The 20,896-nt window shown below is 64.0% G+C and carries 17 protein-coding genes; 3 read left to right on the top strand and 14 right to left on the bottom strand.

Annotated features, from left to right (window positions below; genetic code table 11):
• The 9 genes from RMO81_RS00760 to RMO81_RS00720 all read right to left on the bottom strand — a co-directional run.
• Nucleotides 1-1,189: HAD-IIIA family hydrolase (locus RMO81_RS00760; RefSeq protein ID WP_310473815.1), on the bottom strand; the 1,189-nt coding region annotated here is incomplete at its 3' end.
• Complete coding sequence (locus tag RMO81_RS00755; RefSeq protein ID WP_310473814.1) at nucleotides 1,186-2,232, bottom strand: dehydrogenase; 1,047 nt, start codon at nucleotides 2,230-2,232, stop codon at nucleotides 1,186-1,188. The genes RMO81_RS00760 and RMO81_RS00755, both read right to left, overlap by 4 nt.
• A 29-nt stretch (nucleotides 2,233-2,261) precedes the next feature.
• Nucleotides 2,262-6,884 (bottom strand): methyltransferase domain-containing protein, encoded by a 4,623-nt coding sequence (locus RMO81_RS00750; protein WP_310473813.1) that lies wholly within the window; start codon nucleotides 6,882-6,884, stop codon nucleotides 2,262-2,264.
• Nucleotides 6,874-7,728 carry a DUF5672 family protein gene (locus tag RMO81_RS00745; protein ID WP_310473812.1) on the bottom strand — a complete coding sequence of 285 codons (855 nt, stop codon included), beginning with the start codon at nucleotides 7,726-7,728 and terminating at the stop codon, nucleotides 6,874-6,876. Before RMO81_RS00745 ends, RMO81_RS00750 begins: the two co-directional genes overlap by 11 nt.
• Nucleotides 7,725-9,356, bottom strand: coding sequence for a glycosyltransferase (locus tag RMO81_RS00740; RefSeq protein ID WP_310473811.1), 1,632 nt, complete (start codon nucleotides 9,354-9,356; stop codon nucleotides 7,725-7,727). Before RMO81_RS00740 ends, RMO81_RS00745 begins: the two co-directional genes overlap by 4 nt.
• A complete protein-coding gene (locus RMO81_RS00735) occupies nucleotides 9,356-10,834 on the bottom strand; it encodes a hypothetical protein (RefSeq protein ID WP_310473810.1) in 1,479 nt (492 codons plus the stop codon). Before RMO81_RS00735 ends, RMO81_RS00740 begins: the two co-directional genes overlap by 1 nt.
• The gene (kdsA, locus tag RMO81_RS00730; RefSeq protein WP_310473809.1) at nucleotides 10,834-11,652 is read right to left on the bottom strand and encodes a 3-deoxy-8-phosphooctulonate synthase; all 819 of its coding nucleotides are present in this window, start codon (nucleotides 11,650-11,652) and stop codon (nucleotides 10,834-10,836) included. The genes RMO81_RS00735 and kdsA overlap by 1 nt, the downstream gene beginning before the upstream one ends.
• The gene (locus RMO81_RS00725; RefSeq protein WP_310473808.1) at nucleotides 11,652-12,467 is read right to left on the bottom strand and encodes a 3-deoxy-manno-octulosonate cytidylyltransferase; all 816 of its coding nucleotides are present in this window, start codon (nucleotides 12,465-12,467) and stop codon (nucleotides 11,652-11,654) included. Before RMO81_RS00725 ends, kdsA begins: the two co-directional genes overlap by 1 nt.
• A gap of 12 nt (nucleotides 12,468-12,479) precedes the next feature.
• Complete coding sequence (locus tag RMO81_RS00720) at nucleotides 12,480-13,451, bottom strand: KpsF/GutQ family sugar-phosphate isomerase (protein WP_310473807.1); 972 nt, start codon at nucleotides 13,449-13,451, stop codon at nucleotides 12,480-12,482.
• Between the two features lie 114 nt (nucleotides 13,452-13,565).
• On the opposite strand from RMO81_RS00720, the gene RMO81_RS00715 reads away from it, so the two are divergent.
• Nucleotides 13,566-14,228 carry an HAD family hydrolase gene (locus RMO81_RS00715; RefSeq protein ID WP_310473806.1) on the top strand — a complete coding sequence of 221 codons (663 nt, stop codon included), beginning with the start codon at nucleotides 13,566-13,568 and terminating at the stop codon, nucleotides 14,226-14,228.
• Here the strand turns inward: RMO81_RS00715 and RMO81_RS00710 are convergent.
• On the bottom strand, nucleotides 14,225-14,674 hold the full coding sequence (locus tag RMO81_RS00710) for a sterol desaturase family protein (protein ID WP_310473805.1): 450 nt from the start codon (nucleotides 14,672-14,674) through the stop codon (nucleotides 14,225-14,227). The two genes, RMO81_RS00715 and RMO81_RS00710, sit on opposite strands and share 4 nt — an antisense overlap.
• A gap of 369 nt (nucleotides 14,675-15,043) precedes the next feature.
• Here RMO81_RS00710 and RMO81_RS00705 point away from each other — a divergent pair, with 369 nt between their 5' ends.
• Nucleotides 15,044-15,862: an SDR family NAD(P)-dependent oxidoreductase gene (locus tag RMO81_RS00705; RefSeq protein WP_310473804.1), complete on the top strand. Its 819-nt coding sequence runs from the start codon at nucleotides 15,044-15,046 to the stop codon at nucleotides 15,860-15,862.
• Here the strand turns inward: RMO81_RS00705 and RMO81_RS00700 are convergent.
• Nucleotides 15,852-17,288 (bottom strand): sulfatase-like hydrolase/transferase, encoded by a 1,437-nt coding sequence (locus RMO81_RS00700; protein ID WP_310473803.1) that lies wholly within the window; start codon nucleotides 17,286-17,288, stop codon nucleotides 15,852-15,854. The genes RMO81_RS00705 and RMO81_RS00700 overlap by 11 nt on opposite strands.
• Before the next feature lie 310 nt (nucleotides 17,289-17,598).
• Here RMO81_RS00700 and RMO81_RS00695 point away from each other — a divergent pair, with 310 nt between their 5' ends.
• A complete protein-coding gene (locus RMO81_RS00695; RefSeq protein WP_409049566.1) occupies nucleotides 17,599-18,780 on the top strand; it encodes a capsule biosynthesis protein in 1,182 nt (393 codons plus the stop codon).
• 12 nt (nucleotides 18,781-18,792) lie between these two features.
• Here the strand turns inward: RMO81_RS00695 and RMO81_RS00690 are convergent, their stop codons facing one another.
• The 3 genes from RMO81_RS00690 to RMO81_RS00680 form a co-directional block, all read right to left on the bottom strand.
• Nucleotides 18,793-19,746: a flagellar motor protein MotB gene (locus RMO81_RS00690; protein WP_310473801.1), complete on the bottom strand. Its 954-nt coding sequence runs from the start codon at nucleotides 19,744-19,746 to the stop codon at nucleotides 18,793-18,795.
• A gap of 10 nt (nucleotides 19,747-19,756) precedes the next feature.
• Nucleotides 19,757-20,623 (bottom strand): flagellar motor stator protein MotA, encoded by an 867-nt coding sequence (gene motA, locus RMO81_RS00685; protein WP_310473800.1) that lies wholly within the window; start codon nucleotides 20,621-20,623, stop codon nucleotides 19,757-19,759.
• A gap of 84 nt (nucleotides 20,624-20,707) precedes the next feature.
• A partial coding sequence (locus RMO81_RS00680; RefSeq protein WP_310473799.1) for a flagellin occupies nucleotides 20,708-20,896 on the bottom strand: 189 nt, incomplete at its 5' end.

Here is a 20,896-nt window from a genome sequence, read left to right as displayed (position 1 = left end):
CGAACGCCACGCCTGCAACGCCGGCAGCGGCGGCGGCGGCCAGATCGCTGGGTTGATCGCCCACCAGCAGGCTGTGTTCTCGATTTACGGGCCAGTGCGCCATCAGATCATTCAGCATCCCCGGCGCGGGCTTGCGCCACGGATGATCACCCGCATAGGCCGGATTTGTGGCATCAGCATGAAACGGGCAATAGCGCCAATCATCGATGGACGCGCCTGCCCGTCGCAGTTGCGCTGCCATCCACTGGTGCAGGGCCTGCACATCCGCCTCGCCATAATGGCCCTTGGCCACGCCAGCCTGATTGGTGACGACAAACACATAGATGCCCAGCTGGTTGGCCAGCCGCACCGCATCGGCGGCGCCGTCCATCCAGCGCAGCCGATCGGGTGAACCGACATAATGATCATCGTGGTTGAGCACGCCATCGCGATCGAGGAACAGCGCCGGGCGGGTGCGCTGCTGCGGTATGGCGGACTGCGCTTCGGCATAGCTGGCGGGCACGCCGATATCGATGAAATAGCCGGTGCGGGCCACGGAGCGCAGCCGGCCCTGCTGCACCAGTTGTGGCAAGAGATCGGTTTCGATGGAGAATTTTTCCGGGAAGCCCAGCAGATCCGCTTTGTCCAGCACATAGGCGCCGCCGTTGATCAGCACCTCGCCCCCCGCCACGATCTTCGCTTCGCCGCGCGGCACGATGCGGGTCACGCGGCCATCGCTGGCAATTTCCAGTGTTTCATAACGGTCTGCCGCCGGAACCGGTCGCGCCGCCAGCGCCGGGCCATGCGTGGCGGCCTGCAGCAGATCCAGCCAATGGAAATCGAACCAGGTATCGCCATTCAGCAACAGGAAGCGATCGGCCAGCAGATCGCCGGCAAAGCGCACACCGCCACCGGTGCCCATCGGCTCGGGCTCCACCGAAACTGTCACGCTGGTCCCCGCCGGCAGCCGCGTGCGCAGGCCGGCAGCATATTGTTCCACCACGTCAGCCGCATGGCCGGCAAGCAGCACGATTTCGGTGAAACTACGCCGCAACGCCTCTCCCACCAGCACGTCCACGAATGGTTTTCCAGCCACATCCAGCAGCGGCTTGGGCATGGCGCGGGTGAGGGCGCCCAGCCGCGTGCCCAGCCCGCCCAAGAGGATCACGCACTGGCGGATATCGGTCGCTGTCATCACGGCCCCGGTCATGGCACTGTCCAGGCTTCGGCGCCATCAAAGGTCAGCTTCACAGCGCTGGCCTGGCCGCCATTGGCATTCAGGGCGCGGATCAGGCCCAGCCGCCGTTCCGGATCGGCCAGCAGCATGATGAAGCCGCCGCCGCCAGCGCCGGAAACCTTGCCCGCCCACGCGCCCGACGCCATCGCGATATCGAGCAGCCCATCAACGGTGCTGGTGCTGATGGCGGCCGCTGTCTGCTTTTTGGACAGCCAGGATTGGCGCAGAATTTCGGCCATGCCCTTGATATCGCCGGAAAGGATACAAGCCTTCATGGCGTGGGCATGATCCTTGATGCGATGCATGGCGGCAAGCTTGGCAGAATCCAGCTGGTCGATGCCTTCCACCTGCTGACGGATGATGTCGGCCGATTGCCGCGATTGGCCGGAAAAACAGATCACCAGCGCGGATTCGAACTCGTTCAGCACGTCGCGGCGCAGGCGCAACGGGTTGACGATCACGCCGGTCCCGCCGGCCAGGAATTCGATGAAATTGAAGCCGCCAAAGGCTGCCGCATATTGATCCTGCATGCCGCCGGCCATGCCCAGTTGCCGCCGTTCGATATCAAAGGCCAGCCGGGCGATGTCGTAGGGGCCCAGCGGCAGCTGCATGGCATGGGCAAAGGCTTCGATCAAAGCAACGGTGAGTGCCGACGACGCGCCCAGGCCCGATCCGGCCGGCACGTCGATGGTGGTGGTGATCGTCATCGGCAGCGCCTGGGCGTCGTTATAGGTCACCATCATGTAGCGATAGACGGCACGGTGCAGCACCAAACCTTCGTGGATATCAAAATCCAGCCCGAGCGGCAGCCGCTCCTCCGTTTCCAGATCATCGGCCTTGAAAATGATGTCGCCGCCGGTTTCCAGCGTGAGGTGGGCATAGGCATAACGGTCGATGGTGGCATTCAGCACCACGCCGCCGTGTACATCACTGTAGGAGGCCAGATCGGTGCCACCACCGCCCAGCCCCAGCCGCAGCGGCGCCCGCGATCGCACATTGGTGGCAAGAAATCGCATCACGTCATCCTCACTGCACAGATCCGGCGTCAGTCGGGGGCAAGGCCGGCTTCCAATACGCTCAGCATCGCCTTCGTGGAATAATGCTGATCGATGAAATCAAGGCTGGCACGCGCTCGCTGGCGGGCAGCTTCGTGATCGGTTGCCGCAATCACTGCGGCTGCAAGCGTGTCTGCCGTATCGGCGATGAACAGCATCTGATCGGCGCCATCGATCCCTTGCGCGCCAACTTCGGTGGTCACCACCGGCACGCCTCGGGCCATCGCCTCGATCACCTTGCCTTTCACCCCGGCGCCATAACGCAGCGGCGCGATGACCATATCGGTTTCGGTATAGAGGTGCAGCAGCTCTTCGTCCGACACGAAGCCGCGCACGCTTACGCCAGTGCGCTCCAGGGCCTTCACCTCGGCGCCGGCTTTTGATCCGACAATGGTCAGTGCGAGTTCGCGTCCGGCAGCTTGCGCCTTGGGCAACACCTCACGGCAGAACCAGGTGATGGCATCAACGTTGGGCGGGTGCGCAAAGCCTCCAACGAACAGCAGGCGGATCGGCCCGGTTGCTGGCGCGCGCTGCAGCAGCGCCGCGCGGGCAACCGCCAGCTCTTCAGCCTTGAAACGATAGGCCGCGATTGCACGCACCTGCGTGCGGCCATCCAGCAGGCCGGCTATCAAAGTGGCTTCGTCCTGGCTGGGATACAGCACGAGATCGCTCAGCTTGGCGATGCCAAGCTCCTGAGTACGCATGGCGGCCACTTCTGCGTCTTCGGCCGAGCGGCCTTCCAGCGTCCGCTGCGCCATCATCCGACGGAAATGCACATCATGGCCATAATAGATGATGTGGGCCTTGCTGTGACGTCGGATAGCATCGACATAGTGCACTGCTACATGCGGCCGGCTGAGCAACACCATGTCGTACAGATCGGCTCGTTCGGCCATGAAACCATCAAAACCGTCGCGGAAGCGTACCCCGTGGATCACCTCAACGCCCAGTGCCTGCAATTTGGGCGCGTATTCCGGGTCGCGCCACAAATTATCGGGCCAGAACGTGACGGCATGGCCAGCCTCCAGCAGCACGCGCATGAATTCATACACGGTGCGTGAGCCAGCATCACGATCCCACTGCGGTACGTAGTGATCCACCACAAGAACGTGGCGTTTGGCGAACGAGCGATCGCGAGCGCGCAGCACATTCTGGGCGTTGGGATAATGGTCACGCTCCAGCACATGGCGCCAGCGGTCGAACAGGCGCTGGCTGTTGGCTGTCTGATAAGCCTTGATGCCGGACGCGACGTCGCGGCCGTGGCTGCGGCCCTCGTGGTGCATCACTTCCGATGCCGGGCTGTACAGCGTTCGGTAGCCGGCTTCGCGCAGGCGGAAGGCCAGATCGCTGTCTTCGCAATAGGCCGGCGTATAGGCCGGATCAAAGCCGGCCATGTCGCGCCAAACGCTGGCCGGCACTGCGATCGACGCGCCAGACACGTAGTCCACGTCTTTGAGATAATTATATTCCGGCGCGCGGGCATCCTGGTTGCGACCGAAATTCCACGCCGAACCGTCGCGCCAGAAGATACCGCCGGCTTCCTGCAGCGTGCCGTCCCAGTTGATCAGTTTGGAGCCAACCAGGCCAACACGATCAAATTGACCGAACGGGGTCAGCAGTCCGTCGAGCCAGCCAGGGAAGACCAAAGTATCGTTGTTGAGCAGGATGATGTGCCGACCGATTGCCTGCATCGCCGCCGCATTGCAATTGCCCAGGAAGCCCAGGTTCTGCGGCTGGCGCAGATGGCGCACGCACCCGCCAATGGCACCCACCAGCGCGGCCGTGGCATCGCTGGAGCCATCGTCGGCCACGATCACCTCGAAATCATGGACCTCTTCCAGTTCCAGCAGGCTGGCCAGGCAGATCAGCGTATCGAGCACATTGTTGTACACCGGGATGATGACGCTGGCATCAGGCGAGTGCTCAGCAGGCAAGGTCCGCAGAGCCGCGCGGTGGCGCAGGCGTTCCAGCAATGTGCGGCAATCATCCGATGCGGCAAACTCGCTCTGCCGATCCTGCCAGCGCTGCATCAGTGACAGCAGATACCAGCTGCGGTTCAGTACCGCTTCGCCATATCCGTCGAGCAGGAAGTCCCGCAACTTTTGTGCCGGCCAATAATCGTCCACCGGCTTTGGCGGCCACGCTGCCGCATCGGACGACGCAGCAGCGGCGGGTGGTGCCGGCGGTGGGGCATTCAGTAGGTGGTGCAGCACGCTGATACTGCTGGCCTGAGCGCCCAGCAGTCCAGCCCAATCGGGATCCCAGCCCCGGAACTGCGGTTCACGCCCTTCGTGCTGACCGTGGGCAATGAAATGGGTAAACGGATCAACGTCGGCAGCCGCCACGTCGGGATAGCGATCGAGATAGGCGCGCGGATCGAACAGCGGATTGGGCCAGCGCCCTTCGCGCCAGCCATGCTGCAGATAGTGATCGAGTGGGTTGATCCCGCCATCGGCGGCGACATCGGGATTTTGGGCCAGATACCAGTCCCCTGGAAACAATGGGTGCGGATTGCGCCCCTCGCGCCAGCCATGCAGCACATAATGCGCCAGCGGTGCCATGGCTTCGGCCGCCACATCGGGGTTCGCCGCCAGATAGGCGCGAGCGGCAAACAGTGGGTGCGGATCAACGTCGTGCAGCGCCGGATTGCCCAGATATGCCGCCAGCGACACCCGCGTGAGGCCCGGCCGTTGGCGCTTTACCCATTCGGCATCAAAGATCCTGGTGGGCAGCGGTGCCGGTCGACCCAGCAGCTGCTGTTGCCAGCGACGCGGTGGCGGTGGTGGCGGCGAACCGATGCGCCCAGCCACCCGTGTTACAGCGCTCGCCAGATCGGCAGCAACCTGCTGGTGGACCAGGGCAAGGCGCTCACGTCGCCGGGCGACCGCTGGCGGCGGTGCCTGAGCAGCAACAGCCTTGTGCAAGCGTTCCACTTCGTTGCGCGCGCTGGCAAGTTCGCGGCGTTCGCTGGCCAACTCGGTCCAAGCCTCACCCAACTCGGCCTGCGCAGCGCCGAGCTCGGTTTTGGTCGTGGTCAGTTCGGCCTGTGTGGCGTCGAACTCGGTTTTGGTCGCGGTCAGCTCGGCCTGAGTGGATCCGAGCGCAGCGCGAGTATCAACAAGTTCGGCCCGCGCGCTGGTCAGTTCCGCAATGGCGCTGGCCAGCTTCGCCTCCTTTTCCGACACGGCTTGGGTATTGGCCGCCAGTTCCAGCGCCAGTCGGTCAATATCGCTCTGCGCGTGCGCCAGCTCCGCACGTTTTTGCTCATGGCCTCGCTCGCTGCTGGCCAGTTGCTGCTGTACCCTGATCAATTCTGCCGCCAGCTGTTCGCGCTCGGCAGCCGTGGCGGCGCTGTCGCTGATCAATTCGAACAGCTCGGCCCGGCTGCGGGCCATGGCGTCAATGCTGATCGACAGCTCACGCTCCATCGTGGCCAAACGCTCGGCAAGTTCTGCGCTGCGGGCGTCGGCTTGCGCCGCCTTTTCCTCGGCCATTTCGCCACGCAAACGTGCGGTGAGCAGCTGTTGGTTCAGACTGAACAAACCAGCGATGATATCGATGTCGTCGGCCGCAACCTGTTCGCCACTGGCCTGGCCCAGCAGTCGCGCCAACATGCTCCGCCGATTGTCAGCCTCGCGGCCAAGGCCATCACGCTCACGTTCCATTGCCTGTGCCAGTGCACCATTGCCCTGGCGCAGGTCGGCTGCCTGTTGATTCAGCCGTTGATGTTCGGCGCGCAGATCGGCCAGCTGCGCGCGGTCGCGTGCCAGTTCGTCATGCAGCCGCATCACGTCGGCCCGCAGCAATTCGTCCTCTTCGTGCAATTGCGAGGCCCAGGCCATGATCCGTTCATGCTCTTGCCACAGATCATCATTGCGCCCGAGATAGAGGCTAGACTCAACCGGAAGGGTTTCCAGCGGCTCATCCGAACAGGCGGCAATCAGATACTCCGGCTCTGCCAGCCCGAATTCGCCGCACACAAGCTCGGGTTGGCCAGTGGCCGTCACGCTGCCGTTGAAGATGCGTGCAGCCCCCAGATTATCGTGCGGACTGTCGTCGAGTGGAAAGCCGACCGAGAGCAGCGCCATGCGTGTGCCGGTCAGTCTGACATGGCGGAAATGCCGGCCGACCAGTTGCTGAAACTCTGGCTGGTCCATTTCCGAGACATGGAAAGTGTTGGGCGATTTGAAGCGGTTGTAGACCGGTTTGTTGGGAGTGGAGACCAGCAACAACCCACCCGGCGCCAGCACGCGCCGCGCTTCGATGATCAAGGCATCATGATCAGCAACATGCTCGATCATCTCGTTGGCGACGACGACATCGAAGCTGGCGGCGGCAAAGGGCAGATCGAAACAATCGGCAATTACAAATGTCGTATTGTCGCTGCCGTGGCGCAGCTTCGCGATGCGGATGGCGGCGGCGCTGATATCCACCCCTGTAACCTGCCCGCCCTGCGCACCCAGTATGGCGGTGCCATAGCCCGTGCCACAGGCCAAATCGAGCACGCGCTTGCCAGCGACATGCTGGGCGCACAAGGCATAGCGATGCAGATGTTCATAGGCGATGCGGCCGCGCTGTTCGGCCGGATCAAAGCGTTCGAGTTCACCCGACATGGTTGCCGGCCTCCGGGCGGATCATGGGCCGGCCATCATGGCCGCGCAGCAGCCAACCCAGGCCGCGCAAGAGGCGGCGGCGATGGCGCGGATGGATGCGGTGGTGGCGCAGCGCCAACCGGGCGAGCGGCCAGCTGCGAGACCGCACGGCCTCCAGCAGCAACTCCGTGCTCTCGCGTTCGCCTATCACTCCGGGCTCCAGATCTGTCAGCCATGCCAGCAATCGTTCCGAGCCCAGTTCGGCCAGCATGTTGAACACGCCATGCTGTCCAAACTCCAGCCCGTTGGAATTATAGCGTTCATAGGAGAAGGCGCGGGCAACGTCCATGCTTGCAAAGCGTATGCCGTGGACTTCCTCCAGAAAGCCGCGGTGTGTGCGACAAATGGCAACGTCTTCGGGTTCTTCATTAGTGCAAAGCGCGATCGTTGCTTGTAACAATCGTCGTGAACGCAAGGAAAAGCCGCCGTTGCCTACCGCCGTCACGCCGTCATACTGAGGCCAAGGCGCACCAATATAGTCATATGCCAGAAATTCATCGCGCCATGCCCGGCCATCGCGCACAAAACCATCCCATTGCACCAGCAAGGCATGGCCGGTTTCAATGTGCCCAGCCAGACCGCTCAAGACAAAACGCGAATAATCGCCGCGCGAAGCAAGCCGCGGGATCGGCCGCCATTCGATGCCGCTGCCGGCCAGGCCGTCTGGTTGATGATCCGACAACAGCAGCGCCTTGCCAAAGCTGGCCTGGGCCAAGCTGTGACGCAGAGCCGCAAGCGTGGCCGCCAGAGCAACGCTGGTGACGGCCACAAGCGTTACATCACCAAGATGCGGGCGCTCCATCATGCCATCGACAACAGGCAGGCTTCTGCCGTGTGCGAGAACAACGGGCTGTGATGGGGGTCGCAATGCCCGGCCGTGCCCCAGCGCGCCTGCAACAGCGTCAGTTCGCGATTGAAGCGGTCCACCTGGTCGGGGCGGTCGTCGCGCGGGCGGGTGCGGGATTCAGCGTGGATCAGCCGGCTTTGGGCACAATAGATGTTGGAAAGGCCTGATGCCTGCAATTTCAGGCAGAAATCGACATCGTTGAAGGCCACGGCAAAGCCGGCTTCGTCGAGGCCGCCTACTGCCTCGTAATGCCGGCGCGCCACCAGCAGGCAGGCGGCCGTTACCACGGAAACCTGGCGCGTAACTGCGTGCCAGGCGGCATGATCGCTGCTGGCCGGATCGATGCCGCGCTGCACGTGGCCGGCGGCATCGCCAATGCCCACTGCGACGCCGGCATGCTGGATGCTGCCATCGGGATAAAGCAGTTGCGCCCCGACCGCTCCCACACCCGGGCACACTGCGTGGCGCATCATCACCGCCAGCCAATCGCCGTCCAGTGCCTCCACATCATTGTTGAACAGGCACAGGTATTCGCCGCTGGCGATGGCGGCGGCACAATTGTTGAGCCGGGAGAAGTTGAACGGCCCTGGATCCCGCAGCAGCCTGATGCGGCCCGCTGCTGCCTCGTCGGCCAGCAGGGCCAAAGCTTCGGCATCGCTGCTGCCATTGTCGACAACAATGATCTCCACCCGGCCGGGATAGGCCAGCCGGGCCAGGCCCAACAGGCAGGTGCGCATCAGATCGGCCCGGTCGCGGGTAGGGATGATGATCGTCACTGCTGGCCAAATTGCCGGCAGGGGTGGCAGCACCCGCAGAAAGGGCAGGCCGTCGCCCTGCGTCGCGATTTGCCAGCCGGGCCAATGCGCGGCAATCAGCGCCGGCCAATGTGGCAAAGTCGTCATTGCAGCGGCCCGGTGGGTCAGTATCAAAGGCACATGGGCCAGTTCTGCCCCATCCGTCAGCATGGCGAGGTGCAACCGGGCGAGGCCTGCCACCGTGGCCGGCAGATCGGGCAGCGCCGCAAGCGCCGCGCGTGCAGTCTCCACATGGATGGCGCTGGCCCCGCCCAGGCAGTCGCGAGCGATGTGCAGCAGCGGGTCCCATTGCGGCTTCAGCCATGGCTGGCCGCGACCGGTGGGCGTGTCCACATCTTCATCCCAATGAATGATGCGGGCATCCGGCCAGCGTGCAAACGCGGCACCCAGCGCGCTGGGCAGGGCCGCGCCGGTCTTGTCACCCGGCCACAGCGGCACCGCCCAAAGCGCGCCGTCTCCAGCCAGCTTGGCCAGCATGTCTTGCAACATCACGCCCTCGCCAGGCAATGCGGCGATGGTCACGCCAGGCAAGGCAGCCGCCCCTGCGATCCAGGCGGCTTCCCGCATCGGCGCCGTGTGGGCGAGCCATCGCCGGTAATGCGAAGGATGGCGTGCTGCCAATCGGCACAGCGCATTCCAGGCGCGTACCCGTTTGCCCCGCACCAGATTGCCGAGCGCCGATAAGGTTTCCAGCGGCGCCACTTGCACAGCCAAAACCAGCGCGGCGCGGAAGGCGCGGCCCGATGGCCAGGGCAGGGAACGGCGGACCATCAGCGCCCCAACAGGCGGCGCACGCGGCCGGTCGCGCGGCGCAGGGTGACGACGGCGCTGGCGGCTGGATCGAGTGTGGGCGCAGCGGCGGTGAGGCGCTGCACCAGCACTTCAGGCGGGCAGGGCAGGCCGGTTTCGGGATCGAGATAGCGCGGGTAAAGCAGATAGGCGGCAGCCACCACCTCGTCGAGGCTGCGCCGGGCCGTACGGCGGGCGGGCACCGGGCCACGATCGGTGGTGAGACCCCAACCGGCATAGAAGGGCACGCCGTGGACGGTGACCGGCTTGCCGCGCAGCAGCGCCTCGAACCCGGCGAGCGAGCTGTTGACATGCAGTTCGTCGGCCATGGCGATCAACGCTGCCATCGGGGCCGTGGTTTCGGTGCGATCAGCCAGGGCTGCCATGTCGCCTTCCGCAATCAGCCCCTTGCGATGGCCGGCGAGCACATCGGGATGGGGTTTGTAGATCACATAGGCATCTGGCCCCGCTTCGGCCCGTGCGCGGCGCAGCAGTTCGAGATTGGACGATAGTGCGCCGCCGCTGGTCACAGCGCGATCATCCTCAACCTGGCCGGGCACCAGCACATGGCGGCGGCTACCACCGGGCCGGGAGAGGGGTGCTGACCCGCCGCGTTCGTATTTGGACAGGCCGCCGGCAATGATGGCGGCCCGCAATTGCTGCGCGCGGGCCAGAAGATCAGGCGGAAACACGCTGTTCTGCAACAGAAGTTCCAGGCCACTGGGCTGGTTCGGATCGAAATGCACGCCCGCGCCATCAACGATGATGGAGAGCGGCGGCACGCAATCGGCACCCAGGCCGACGGAGCGGATGAAGCCGTCCTCCACCTCCAGCACAGGCCGTCCCACCAGCGCCGCCGTCTGCGCCTTGGAAAGACGCGAGCGCCAGACTGCCACAAGGTCGCCCCTCGCCAACGCCGGTACGCCACCGGAAAACGGCGTATCCTGCCCGTTCCACAGCAGCGGTGCCACGGTTGGCCGTTTCCAGTGGGCAAAACCCAGCACGGCAGCAATGTCGCGATTGTCGTCGATCGGTTTGCGCCAGAAACCGCAAAGTTCAATGGCTTGCAGAAGGTTGATGATGGCGCCGCTGAAGGGGTCGCGCCATTGCCAGCCAGTGAGATAGGCATCGACAAGCGCATGTTTGTTGACTGGTTCGCCATTGGTGAAGCGCACCGGCTTGCCAGCAGCCAGCGCCAGCAGAGCGCGCGGGTCGCCTGCTGGCAGGCAAACCTCCTCGGCTGCATCCAGCAACGGCCAGGGATCGGCATCGGCGGGCCAATTGGCGGCATCCAGCCGGGCTGGGCCGGCTAGTTGCCGCCCCCAATAGCAGCCACCCACGCGGTGCCGCGCCAGCGCCGCCAACAGCATATCCGGATCTGCGTCTAGCGCGATGCCGGGCACGGCAAAAGCCGGCGCGCGGGCGCCGGGAAAGGGCGGAATGGCCAGCAGCGGGGCCATCAGCCCAGGGCGGCGATGGCGATAAGCTGGCGGATCAGGCCGGGCAGTTGGTCCAGCGGCACCATGTTGGGGCCGTCTGAAAGCGCCGTATCGGGATCGGGGTGGGTTTCCATGAACAGGCCATCGACCCCAACCGCCACCGCGGCGCGGGCCAACGGCGCAACAAACTGGCGCTGGCCCAGCGAGCGGTCGCCGCCGCCGCCGGGCAATTGCACGCTGTGGGTGGCATCGAACACCACCGGACAACCCATCTCGCGCATGATGACCAGTCCGCGCATGTCGACCACCAGATTGTTGTAGCCAAAGCTCGATCCGCGTTCGCACAGCAGGATATTACCAGCGTCTACGCCGGCGTCGCTGGCGGCGGCGCGGGCCTTGCCAAGCACGGCGGCCATGTCGGCCGGGGCCATGAACTGCGCCTTCTTGATGTTCACCGGGCGGCCACTGGCCGCCGCTGCCGTGATCAGATCGGTCTGCCTGGCCAGGAAAGCCGGAGTTTGCAGCATATCAACCACTTCAGCGACAGGCTTAATCTGATCTGGCAAGTGAACATCGGTCAGAATCGGCAGGCCACATTCGCGGCGCACCTTTTCCAGCACGCGCAGGCCTGCTTCCAGTCCATGACCGCGAAAGCCGTTCACCGATGTGCGGTTGGCCTTGTCGAAACTGGCCTTGAAGATCACCGGAACGCCCAGTTCCTCGCTCATGGCCTTCAAGCGCGTTGCAATAGCCAGGCACATGGCTTCGCTTTCGATCACGCAGGGGCCAGCGATCAGGAACGGTGGAGCACCGGGAGCACGGGTGAAGGCAGGCAGCATCAGTGGCTTTCGGCAAGCGCCCGACGTGCCAGCTCGGCTTCGATCAGCGGCACATCGGTCGGGTTGTTGAGTTCGATCATTTCCCACGCGGGCGCGGCACATCGGGCCACGCCCACCGGCAGGCCGGCATCAAGGAAACGCAATTGTTCCAGCCCTTCCTGCAGTTCCAGCGGCGCCGGCCCGGCTGCAACATAGGCTGTCAGCGCCGCCGGGCGATAGGCATAAAGGCCAACATGCAGCAGCACGGGTTCAATGGGGGTGCTGCCCGGCGTGACATGCGGAATGACGGACTTGGAAAAATAGAGTGCGCGGCCATCGCGGGTGCAGACGGCAGTGGTGCCGCCAACACGGCCAGCAGCGGCATCGGTTTGCAAATGGGCGAGCACCGCCGGGGAAGCCGCCACCACAGCGGTTGTCATGGCCAGATCAGTGCGTGCTGCCAGCAATTCCATGACGGCTGTCACCATGCTGGCCGGCGTCAATGGCGCATCGCCTTGCAGATTGACAATGATATCCGGCACGCCCGCCAGGCCGCCGAGTGCGGCGGCGCAGCGTTCGGTGCCGTTCAGGCAGCTATCCGGTGTCATCACCACGGCCATGCCCATTGCTGTGCAGGCATCGGCGATGCGCGCATCGTCGGTGGCGATCACGCATTGTGTGTTGCCGGGAAGGGTGGCTGCGGCCGCCTGAGCCGCAGCCCAGGTGTAGTGGATGGCCGGACGCGCCACGCCATCGGGGCCGCTGAGCGGTGCCAGCGGTTTGGCCGGAAAACGCGTGGAGGCCAGCCGCGCCGGAATGATAATTGCAACGTTCATTGGCGCATCGCGTCAACGCCCCCAGGGCGGAGTTGCGGCAATATCGTAGATCTGGACGGCGCCAATCGGCCGCCGCGATTCAGTACTGGCCACCACGAACAGCACGGTGATGCGGTTGGTGCGCATCATTTCCAACGCATCGTCTACCGAGGCTGATTGCTCGATGATCTTGGGTGCCGGCGTCATCACCGAACCCACTGTTCCGGTGGCGAAATTGGTCAATTGCCGGCGCAGATCGCCGTCGGTGATCACGCCGACCAGATCGCCGTCTGCATCCACCACGCCGGTCATGCCCAGGCGTTTTTCGGTCATGGTGATCAGCACCTGCGGCATCGGCGTATCGACAGCGACCAGGGGCAGGCGATCGCCGCTGTGCATCACGTCGGCCACCATGCTGTTGCGGCGGCCAATGTCGCCACCGGGGTGCAGGGCGCGGATATCGTCTTCGGAAAGGCCACGCGCGCGCATTGCAGCCACAGCGAGTGCATCACCCAGCGCCAGCATCATCGTCGACGATGTGGTGGGCGCCATGCTGGCGGTGCAGGCTTCGGGGACTTGCGGCAGCACCAGGCCGATATCGGCGCGGCGCATCAGCAGCGAATCGCGGTTGCGGCACACGCCGATCACCCGCACCCCAACCCGCTGGGCATGGGAATAAAGCGGCTGCAATTCAACAGTATCGCCGCTGTTGGAAAAGATCAGCAGAACATCGCCGGGCATCACCATGCCGGCATCGCCATGGGCGGCTTCGGCAGCGTGAACAAAGTGCGCCGGGGTGCCGGTGGCGGCCAGAGTGGCGGCAATCTTGCGCGCGATGTGCCCGGATTTGCCCATGCCCGATACGACAATGCGTTGCTTGCAGGCCAGAATCTCCTCAACGGCGTCGGCAAATCCACCGTTGATCATCTCGCCCAGCTGGCGCAGCGCTTCTGCTTCCAGGGCAATGACTTGCTGGCCGATGGCCTGATGCAGTTCTTTGGTCATTCTCAGCATGAATATTGTCCTGATGAGTGACCCCCGTCATCTGGGTCTGTTACTGCCGCAGCCTTGCCCGGTCAATTCTTGACAGCAGCGGCATTGCCGGGAAGGCAGGCCGCCATGACTGTTACGCCCCAACCAGGCCGCATCCTTCGCCATATCCTGTTTGATCTTGATGGCACGCTGGTGGACAGCGTGCGCCTGACCTGCGCCATCATCGATGCCATGCTGGCGACTCGCGGCATCGCGTTTCGGGCTGATCCGGCCATCGCTCGCGCCATGGATGCGATCGGCGGCGAAGCGATGATCGCAGCGGTGATGGGGCCGCATTGCCGCGATCCCGGAATCGAGATCGCTGAATTCCGCGCGCGCCATGCCGTTGTGGAAACCCCGTCTGATCTGGCCTTTCCCGGCGTTGCACGATCACTGGCGGCGCTGGCGGACGCGGGGATTGGCATGGCGATCTGTTCCAACAAGCCGCAGCCCCTTTGTGAGAAAATCCTGACCGATCTTGGTCTGGCCCGGCATTTCGGGATCATTGTCGGCGCTCGCAGCGACCTGCCGCGCAAACCAGCCCCCGATGGCGCGCGACTGGCACTGGCGGCACTGGGCGCTGATCCAGCCGCGACGCTTTATGTGGGCGATTCAGCTGTGGATGTGGCCACCGCCCGCGCCGCCGGGTTGGCCGTTGCGCTGGTTGATTGGGGCTATGGCTTTGCAGATGCGCGCATAGCTGCGCCCAATGCACGGGTATTGCACAGTTTGACGCAATTGCAGGATTAGGCGCGACGTTCGCGGGCGATGTGCGTTTTGAACAAGCGGTCCCACATCATGCCGGTGATGGCGTAATTGCCTTCTTCATGCAGATGATGATGGCGCATGTGATGGGTTTTCAGCATCCGCGCCACCGGGCCCTTCATCGGCCATTGATGGCAGGCATAGTGCACAAGATCATAGGCGACATAGCCGCTGATCCAGCCCAGAAACAGCCAATTGCCGATTGACCCGGCTAGTGCCGCCATGGCAGCCCAGATCAGCGCGCCCACCGGGAGGCTGACAATCGGCGGCATCAGATTGCGCAGCGGATCATTGGGCACATCGTGGTGATTGCCATGCAGCACGAACACGAACTGTTCCATCACGGCCGACCCCGGTTCCCAATGGAACAGGAAGCGATGCAAGGCATATTCGGTCAGGGTCCACAGCACGATACCGGCAGCACAGCCCAACACAGCCGCCAAAATCGCTGCTGTTCCGGATGCCTGTCCAGTGGACCACCATGCGCGCCAGGCAATCAAAGGCAAACCCACAGACCACAAGGCTAGGAAGCCGGGAACCGGAATAACCGTCAGCTTTTCCAGCCAGCGGTTTTCAAACAGTTTGATTCGAGAATGGGAGGGCGCCATCACGGGTGGTCTGAATACAAGGTCGCGGCCACTGTCAAGGCGCAAGCGACGCAGCGACCAGTTGTTGCGACACTCTGCCAAGTGACTGTCACATTTCGGTAATTCTTTAACGCTTCATGGTTGCTGCGGCGCAACATACTACCCTCAAATCCTCGGCTTATCAGGTGATGCTCGCTGATCTATGAACCAGCCATGAGCAATCTGCCTGCTGCACCGATTTCAACGATTCCAGCGGATGAAACGTCCGAAATGGTGCAAATCCTTCGCCGCATCCTGATCACCGGCGCTTCTGGTGCCATTGGCGGCGCGCTGGCGCGGCGGCTGGCGGCACCGGGAACGCATTTACTGCTGTGGGGCCGCGATGCGGTGCGGCTGGCGGCGATCGCAGCCGAATGTCGCGCGGCGGGAGCCGTGGTGGCGCTGCGCCAGATCGACCTTGCCGATACCGCCTCCATGCTTGCCGCCATCGCGGCCGAAGATGCAGCCGCGCCGATCGATTCAGCGCTGCTGGTGGCCGGGCAGGGCGATACGGTGGCGCCGGGGCAGATTGTTGAACCGGCCGAACAAGTGGCGCGTCTGGCTGCTGTCAACTTCGCCGGCCCGGCCGCTTTGGCGGCGGCGCTGGCGACGCGCATGGTGGAGCGTGGGCAGGGCCGTATCCTGCTGGTGGGATCGGCGGCGGCCTTTCATGCCTTGCCGCACGCGGCGACATACGCTGCCAGCAAGGCCGGGCTGGCGCGGTTTGCGCAGGCGCTGCGGCTGGCGGTGGCCCGGCATGGCGTGACCATCACGCTGGTATCGCCCGGCTTCATCGATTGGGCCGGCGGTGGCCGGCCAGTGCCGCGGATCTTGTTGCTTCCACTGGATGAAGCCGCGCGCCGTATCCTGGCGGCGTTTGCTGCCGGGGCTGGCCATGCCATCATTCCGCGCCGCTTTGCGCTGCTGCGGCTGCTGGACCGGTTGTTGCCCGGCGTTGCCCGTGATGCGCTGCTGCGCCGGCTCAGGCCGTGATCGTCTCCACAAGCAGGTGGTGCAACTGCGCCGGGCTGAGATCGCGCGGCGGGCCGGCGCCCGGCTGCAGCGCGCCATCGGGACCGAAACGCAGCAGCACATAAGGCGTATCGCGATCGCCGCCGGGATCCACCAGCCCGGCAATGCTGGGCCGGTGATCGCCATAAAACAGCAGGAGCGCCGGCCGTTTCAGCGCCGCCATTCCGGCGATCAACCGGGTCAGCATGGCATCACCCTTGCACACCAGTTTCAGATAGGCGCTGGACCGTTTGCCATAACTGCCGCCGTCGTCAGCTGGCCAGGGGCCGTGATTTTCGATGGTGACAGCGTGTATCAGGCCGGGACCCGCAGCGCTGCCGGCGCGATCAAGGATCACATCGGCAATGGCGGCATCGCTCACATAACGATGCTCGCCCCTGGCTGGCATGCAAAAGGCTTCGGGGCCGACAAGTTCGGCAAAGCCGGCGGCGGGCATGATGAGATCGCGGCTGTAGAACCCCAGATCATGCGGGTGGACAAACAGGCTGCGCCAGCCAGCGCGGCCAAGCCGGGCGGGCAGAGCGTGACTGGCCTCGCCCAGGGCGGTGAGATAGGGATCATAGCGCCTGAAGCCCAGTTCATCCTCGTCACGGCCGAACAGCACGCCATATTCGGTGCGGTTGGTATAGGCGCCAAAGCCTGAAACCAGCAGCCGCCCCTGCACCCACGCAACACCGCGCGCCGCCGCCAGACCGGGCAGCGCCAGCGCCGGATCGCCGAACAGTTCGGCCGGGTCGGCAAAACTCTCACACTGTACAACCACGACCAGTTGCACCGTTGGCACCAGCAGCGCTTCGTTCTCTACAGGCGGGTCGATGCTGCGGCGCCACCGCCACCAATACAGCAGCAGGCTGCCCAACAGGCCATGGCGCGCCATGTCGGCACGGGCATCGGGCCGGACAGCAAGACCGCGCCACGGCGGCAGCGCCAGGCTGATTCGGATGACCAGCACCGCCACCAGCATTTGCGCCAGCCCGGTCAGATGCGCCGTGAGGGAGAAGACGAATTGCCAGGCCAGCAGCCCGGCGGCGGCCAGCGCGCCGGCAATCAGCGCCGCCAGTTGCCAGCTCGTCAGGGCAGAAAGATAGAATTGCGGATGACGGAACACCGCGACCACCAGCGCCAGATCCGAAAACAGCAGTTGTTCGCCCAGCATGGCGTTCTTGGCGTTGGAAACGACCGCCAGCAAGGCCACCACGCCCAGCGCCACCAATCCGGCCACCAGCGCATTGCCGAACAACAGTTGCACCAGTCCGCCGGTGGCCAGGATGATCCACAGATGCAGCCACAGCCCGGCCAGGCTGCGGCGTCCGCGTGGGCGCACCAGTGCATCAGCCACGATGGTGGCTGCCAGCAGCAGGCTGATGATGAGAAGGAAGCGACCCATTGCAACTTTTCGTGTTGGCCACAGTCAGACAGCTGTGTTTGGCAGGCTGCATAGACGTGCGCGCCGCGCCTGTCATTAAAGCTGTTCTGGTGATTTATGGCACAAGGGTGAAACAACGCGCCTGCGGCGGCGGCAATTTCATCGACACAAGGGCATTGGCGGTTCTAAAGCCGAAGCAACACACATGCTGGAGCTGCCGTTGAAGCCCGAGATTACCACAGCTGCGGGCCCTGTTTCTGGGCCGATCGTGGAGCCACAGGTGCCGGCCACAAACAGTGCCGAGCGTAGTGTGCTGTTGCTGCAAGGGTTGATGGGGCCGTTGTTTCGCCGGTTGGGCCGCGGCCTGATCCGCGCCGGTTATCATGTGCACAAGGTGAATTTCAATGGCGGTGATCGCGCCTATTGGCGGCTGCCGGGCGGCATCGATTATCGCGGCACCCAGGCGGATTGGCCCGAGGCCTTTCGTGGCCTGATCCGCCAGCACGCGGTGACCGATGTGATGCTGTTCGGCGATTGCCGCGATTATCACATGGCGGCCCGATCAATCTGCCGCGAACTGGGCTTGCGCGTCCATGTTTTCGAGGAAGGTTATGTTCGCCCTGATTGGGTGACGATGGAGGAAGGCGGCGTGAACGGCCATTCCAGCCTGCCGCGTGATCCCGACTATTATCGCCGCACGGCGGCTCAATTGCCGCCAGTGCCCCCACACGGCCGGGTGAAATCGTCGTTCCCTCGCCGTGCCATGGAAGGCGTGGCCTATAACATCGCCGATGTGTTGACCCGCTGGCATTATCCGCATTGGAACAACCACCGCCCATGGCACCCACTGGTCGAAGGCATGGGCTGGGTTCGAAAATTGTGGCGCAAGCGGGAGCGTGAGGCAGCAGGCGCGCAGCTGCTGGCCCGGCTTGAGGCTGCGGGCGCGCCGTATTTCCTGTTTCCGTTGCAGCTCGACAGCGATGCCCAGATCCGCATCCATTCGCCATTTGTGGGCATTGCCGATGCGCTGAAAACGGTGATTGAATCCTTTGCCGCCCATGCCCCCGCCGATGCGCGCTTGCTGGTGAAGGAACATCCGCTCGACAATGGCGTGAGCGACTGGGAACAGGTGACGGCCGATATTGCGGCGCGTTTCACCGTGGCCGACCGCGTTGATTATCTGGTTGGCGGCGATATCGAGGCGATCAGTGCCCGTGCGCGCGGCATGGTGACGATCAACAGCACCACCGGCACCCTGGGTCTGGCCATGGGCGGCCCCGTGATCGTGCTGGGCGATGCCATCTATGACATGCCGGATATCACCTTTCAGGACGGGCTAGATGCGTTTTGGCAGCGGCCCACGCCGCCCGATGCCGAAACCTTTGCCGCGTGGTGTCGCGTGCTGATCGATCATTGCCTGATCCCCGGCGGCTTCTTCTCCAATCAAGCGCTGGACAAGGTGGTCAACCACGCCATCGCTCGTTTCGAAGGGCGTCCGCTGGCGCCGGAGTGAGGTGTTCAGACCCTACGCCGGGTCCTGATACAGCAGGGTCACGCTGATCCGGCGGTTGCGCGGATCGTTGGGCTTGTCCTTCACATAAGGATCGGTGTCGGCCACGCCTTCGATGCGGCGGAACCGGCTGCCGGGGATGCCGGTGCCCATCAGCAGGCGGCGCGTCGCATCGGCGCGAGCGGTCGAAAGGCTCCAGTTGGTGGTGCCGCCCGGCTTTGAAAAACCCAGTCCATCGGTGTGGCCGCGCACGGTGAGGTTGTTGGGCATCTCCTCGATGGCGTGAGCGACGGTCTGCACCAGTTCGCCCGCATCAGATGTGGGGGCCGCCGTGCCCAGACCAAACATCGAAAAATCGGCGCGCTCCACCAGATCGATGCGCAGCCCGTCCCGGGTCTTGACGAAACGCACCTGGCCCTTCAGGCCCTTCAGCGTCGGATCGGCTTCCAATTTGGCCATGATGCGCTGGGCGGCCTTGTCGAGCGCGGCATCGTCATGGGCGCGTGCTTCGGCAGCGGCCTTGGCGGCGGCTGCGGCGTCGCCGGGCCGCGCCTGCTTGCCGCTGCTGCCGCTGGCCTGGCCATTGGCGCCACTGGCTTGCTCGCTGCCGGCGCCGCTGCCGGGGCGCTGCGATGCTGTATCGCTGCCCGCCGCCGTGATCGGCCGTTTGCCCGTGGTTTGCGGGCGGGCCGCGGCACCATCTGGTGCTGCAACCGATCGCCCGCCGAACAGGCCGTTGGATCCGCCGCTGTTCTGCATCTGGATCACCGTGGGGGTGAAATAATCAGCGATGCCTTTCCGCTGATCCTCGTTGGTGGCGCCCAGAATCCACAGCAACATGAAAAAGGCCATCATGGCAGTAACGAAATCGGCATAGGCAATCTTCCACGCGCCGCCGTGATGGGCATGGGCGTGGTTCTTCACCCTCTTGATAATGACTTCGGGTTCAATGTTGAGTTCGGGTTTCACGGACGGCCGCTCACTTTGCCGTCCGCATGCCGTCGAAAATCTCGCTGAAGCTGGGTTGGTGGGTGGGGCTGATGGCGGTGCGCGCCGCCTCGATCACCAGCGGCTGCGGCTGGCCCTTCATCGTGGCGATGATCACCCGGCGCACCACCAGATAAATCTCGCTGTCTTCATCGATCACCGATTTCAGCCGCGCCGACAGCGGCCCGACCACGCCATAGCTGAGCAGCACGCCCAAAAAGGTGCCGACCAGCGCCGAACCAACCATCGCGCCCAGGATCGCTGGCGGCTGATCGATACTGCCCATGGTCTTGATGACGCCCAGCACGGCCGCGACAATGCCCAGCGCCGGCAATGCATCCGACATCGTTTGCAATCGCTCCACCGGCTTCAGGGCATAGTGATGGTGGATGTCGATATGGGTTTCGATCACTTCATCAACGGCGTTGGGCGACAAGGTGCCGGTGGACACCACCAGCAGCCGGATCGAATCCGTCACCAGGCTGATGAAGAAATGATCGGCAGCAAACTGCGGATATTCGGCGAAGATGCTCGATGATTTCGGGTCTTCGATGTGCGGTTCAACAGCGGTCGGGCCTTCGGTGCGGAACAGGCGCATCAGCCGTGCTGTCAGAAATATGGCCGCGCCATAATCGGCCTTTTTGTATTTCGGGCCTTTCACTACCTTGCCAAGGCCGGCGCCCATTTGCTTGATGCCCTTGATATCGGTGGCGACCAGGGTGGCGCCCACCGCCGCACCGCCGATGATCAGAAATTCGTGTGGCAAGGCATGGAGTACCGGCCCCAGGCTGCCGCCAGTGATGGCAAAGCCGCCGAAGACCATGACGATGAGCACGACAAGGCCAATAATGGACAGCATGAAAGGCGGCCGGCTCCGGGTGAAAGGGTTCCCCCGGATTACGGCCTGTGGATGGTGGGCTTAACCAACGCCGCCTTGGATTTGTTAGCGGATATCGTCCCACAGGCTAAGGCGTGACACGCGCGCAAAGCTGGCCTGGGCGGCTTCCAGCACCACCGAAAGCCGGTCCAATCGGGCAATCGCCTCGGTCATGTCGGTGTCTTCCAGCTTGGACATGCTGGATTTCAGTTCGAGCTGGCTGCGGTCGAGCCGTTCGGTTTCCGCATCAAGCCG

The organism is Sandarakinorhabdus sp. (assembly GCF_031422795.1).
GTDB lineage: Bacteria > Pseudomonadota > Alphaproteobacteria > Sphingomonadales > Sphingomonadaceae > Sandarakinorhabdus.
This window is presented reverse-complemented; position numbering and strand designations above follow the sequence as displayed.

Excerpts from the sequence above, each read along its gene's own strand:
- RMO81_RS00735 (WP_310473810.1), bottom strand. The coding sequence starts at position 10,834 with ATGGCCCCGCTGCTGGCCATTCCGCCCTTTCCCGGCGCCCGCGCGCCG.
- RMO81_RS00700 (WP_310473803.1), bottom strand. The coding sequence starts at position 17,288 with ATGGGTCGCTTCCTTCTCATCATCAGCCTGCTGCTGGCAGCCACCATC.
- RMO81_RS00740 (WP_310473811.1), bottom strand. The coding sequence starts at position 9,356 with ATGGTCCGCCGTTCCCTGCCCTGGCCATCGGGCCGCGCCTTCCGCGCC.
- RMO81_RS00745 (WP_310473812.1), bottom strand. The coding sequence starts at position 7,728 with ATGATGGAGCGCCCGCATCTTGGTGATGTAACGCTTGTGGCCGTCACC.
- RMO81_RS00725 (WP_310473808.1), bottom strand. The coding sequence starts at position 12,467 with ATGAACGTTGCAATTATCATTCCGGCGCGGCTGGCCTCCACGCGTTTT.
- RMO81_RS00715 (WP_310473806.1), top strand. The coding sequence starts at position 13,566 with ATGACTGTTACGCCCCAACCAGGCCGCATCCTTCGCCATATCCTGTTT.
- RMO81_RS00695 (WP_409049566.1), top strand. The coding sequence starts at position 17,599 with ATGGGGCCGTTGTTTCGCCGGTTGGGCCGCGGCCTGATCCGCGCCGGT.
- RMO81_RS00755 (WP_310473814.1), bottom strand. The coding sequence starts at position 2,232 with ATGCGATTTCTTGCCACCAATGTGCGATCGCGGGCGCCGCTGCGGCTG.
- motA (WP_310473800.1), bottom strand. The coding sequence starts at position 20,623 with ATGCTGTCCATTATTGGCCTTGTCGTGCTCATCGTCATGGTCTTCGGC.
- kdsA (WP_310473809.1), bottom strand. The coding sequence starts at position 11,652 with ATGCTGCCTGCCTTCACCCGTGCTCCCGGTGCTCCACCGTTCCTGATC.
- RMO81_RS00750 (WP_310473813.1), bottom strand. The coding sequence starts at position 6,884 with ATGTCGGGTGAACTCGAACGCTTTGATCCGGCCGAACAGCGCGGCCGC.
- RMO81_RS00720 (WP_310473807.1), bottom strand. The coding sequence starts at position 13,451 with ATGACCAAAGAACTGCATCAGGCCATCGGCCAGCAAGTCATTGCCCTG.
- RMO81_RS00705 (WP_310473804.1), top strand. The coding sequence starts at position 15,044 with ATGAGCAATCTGCCTGCTGCACCGATTTCAACGATTCCAGCGGATGAA.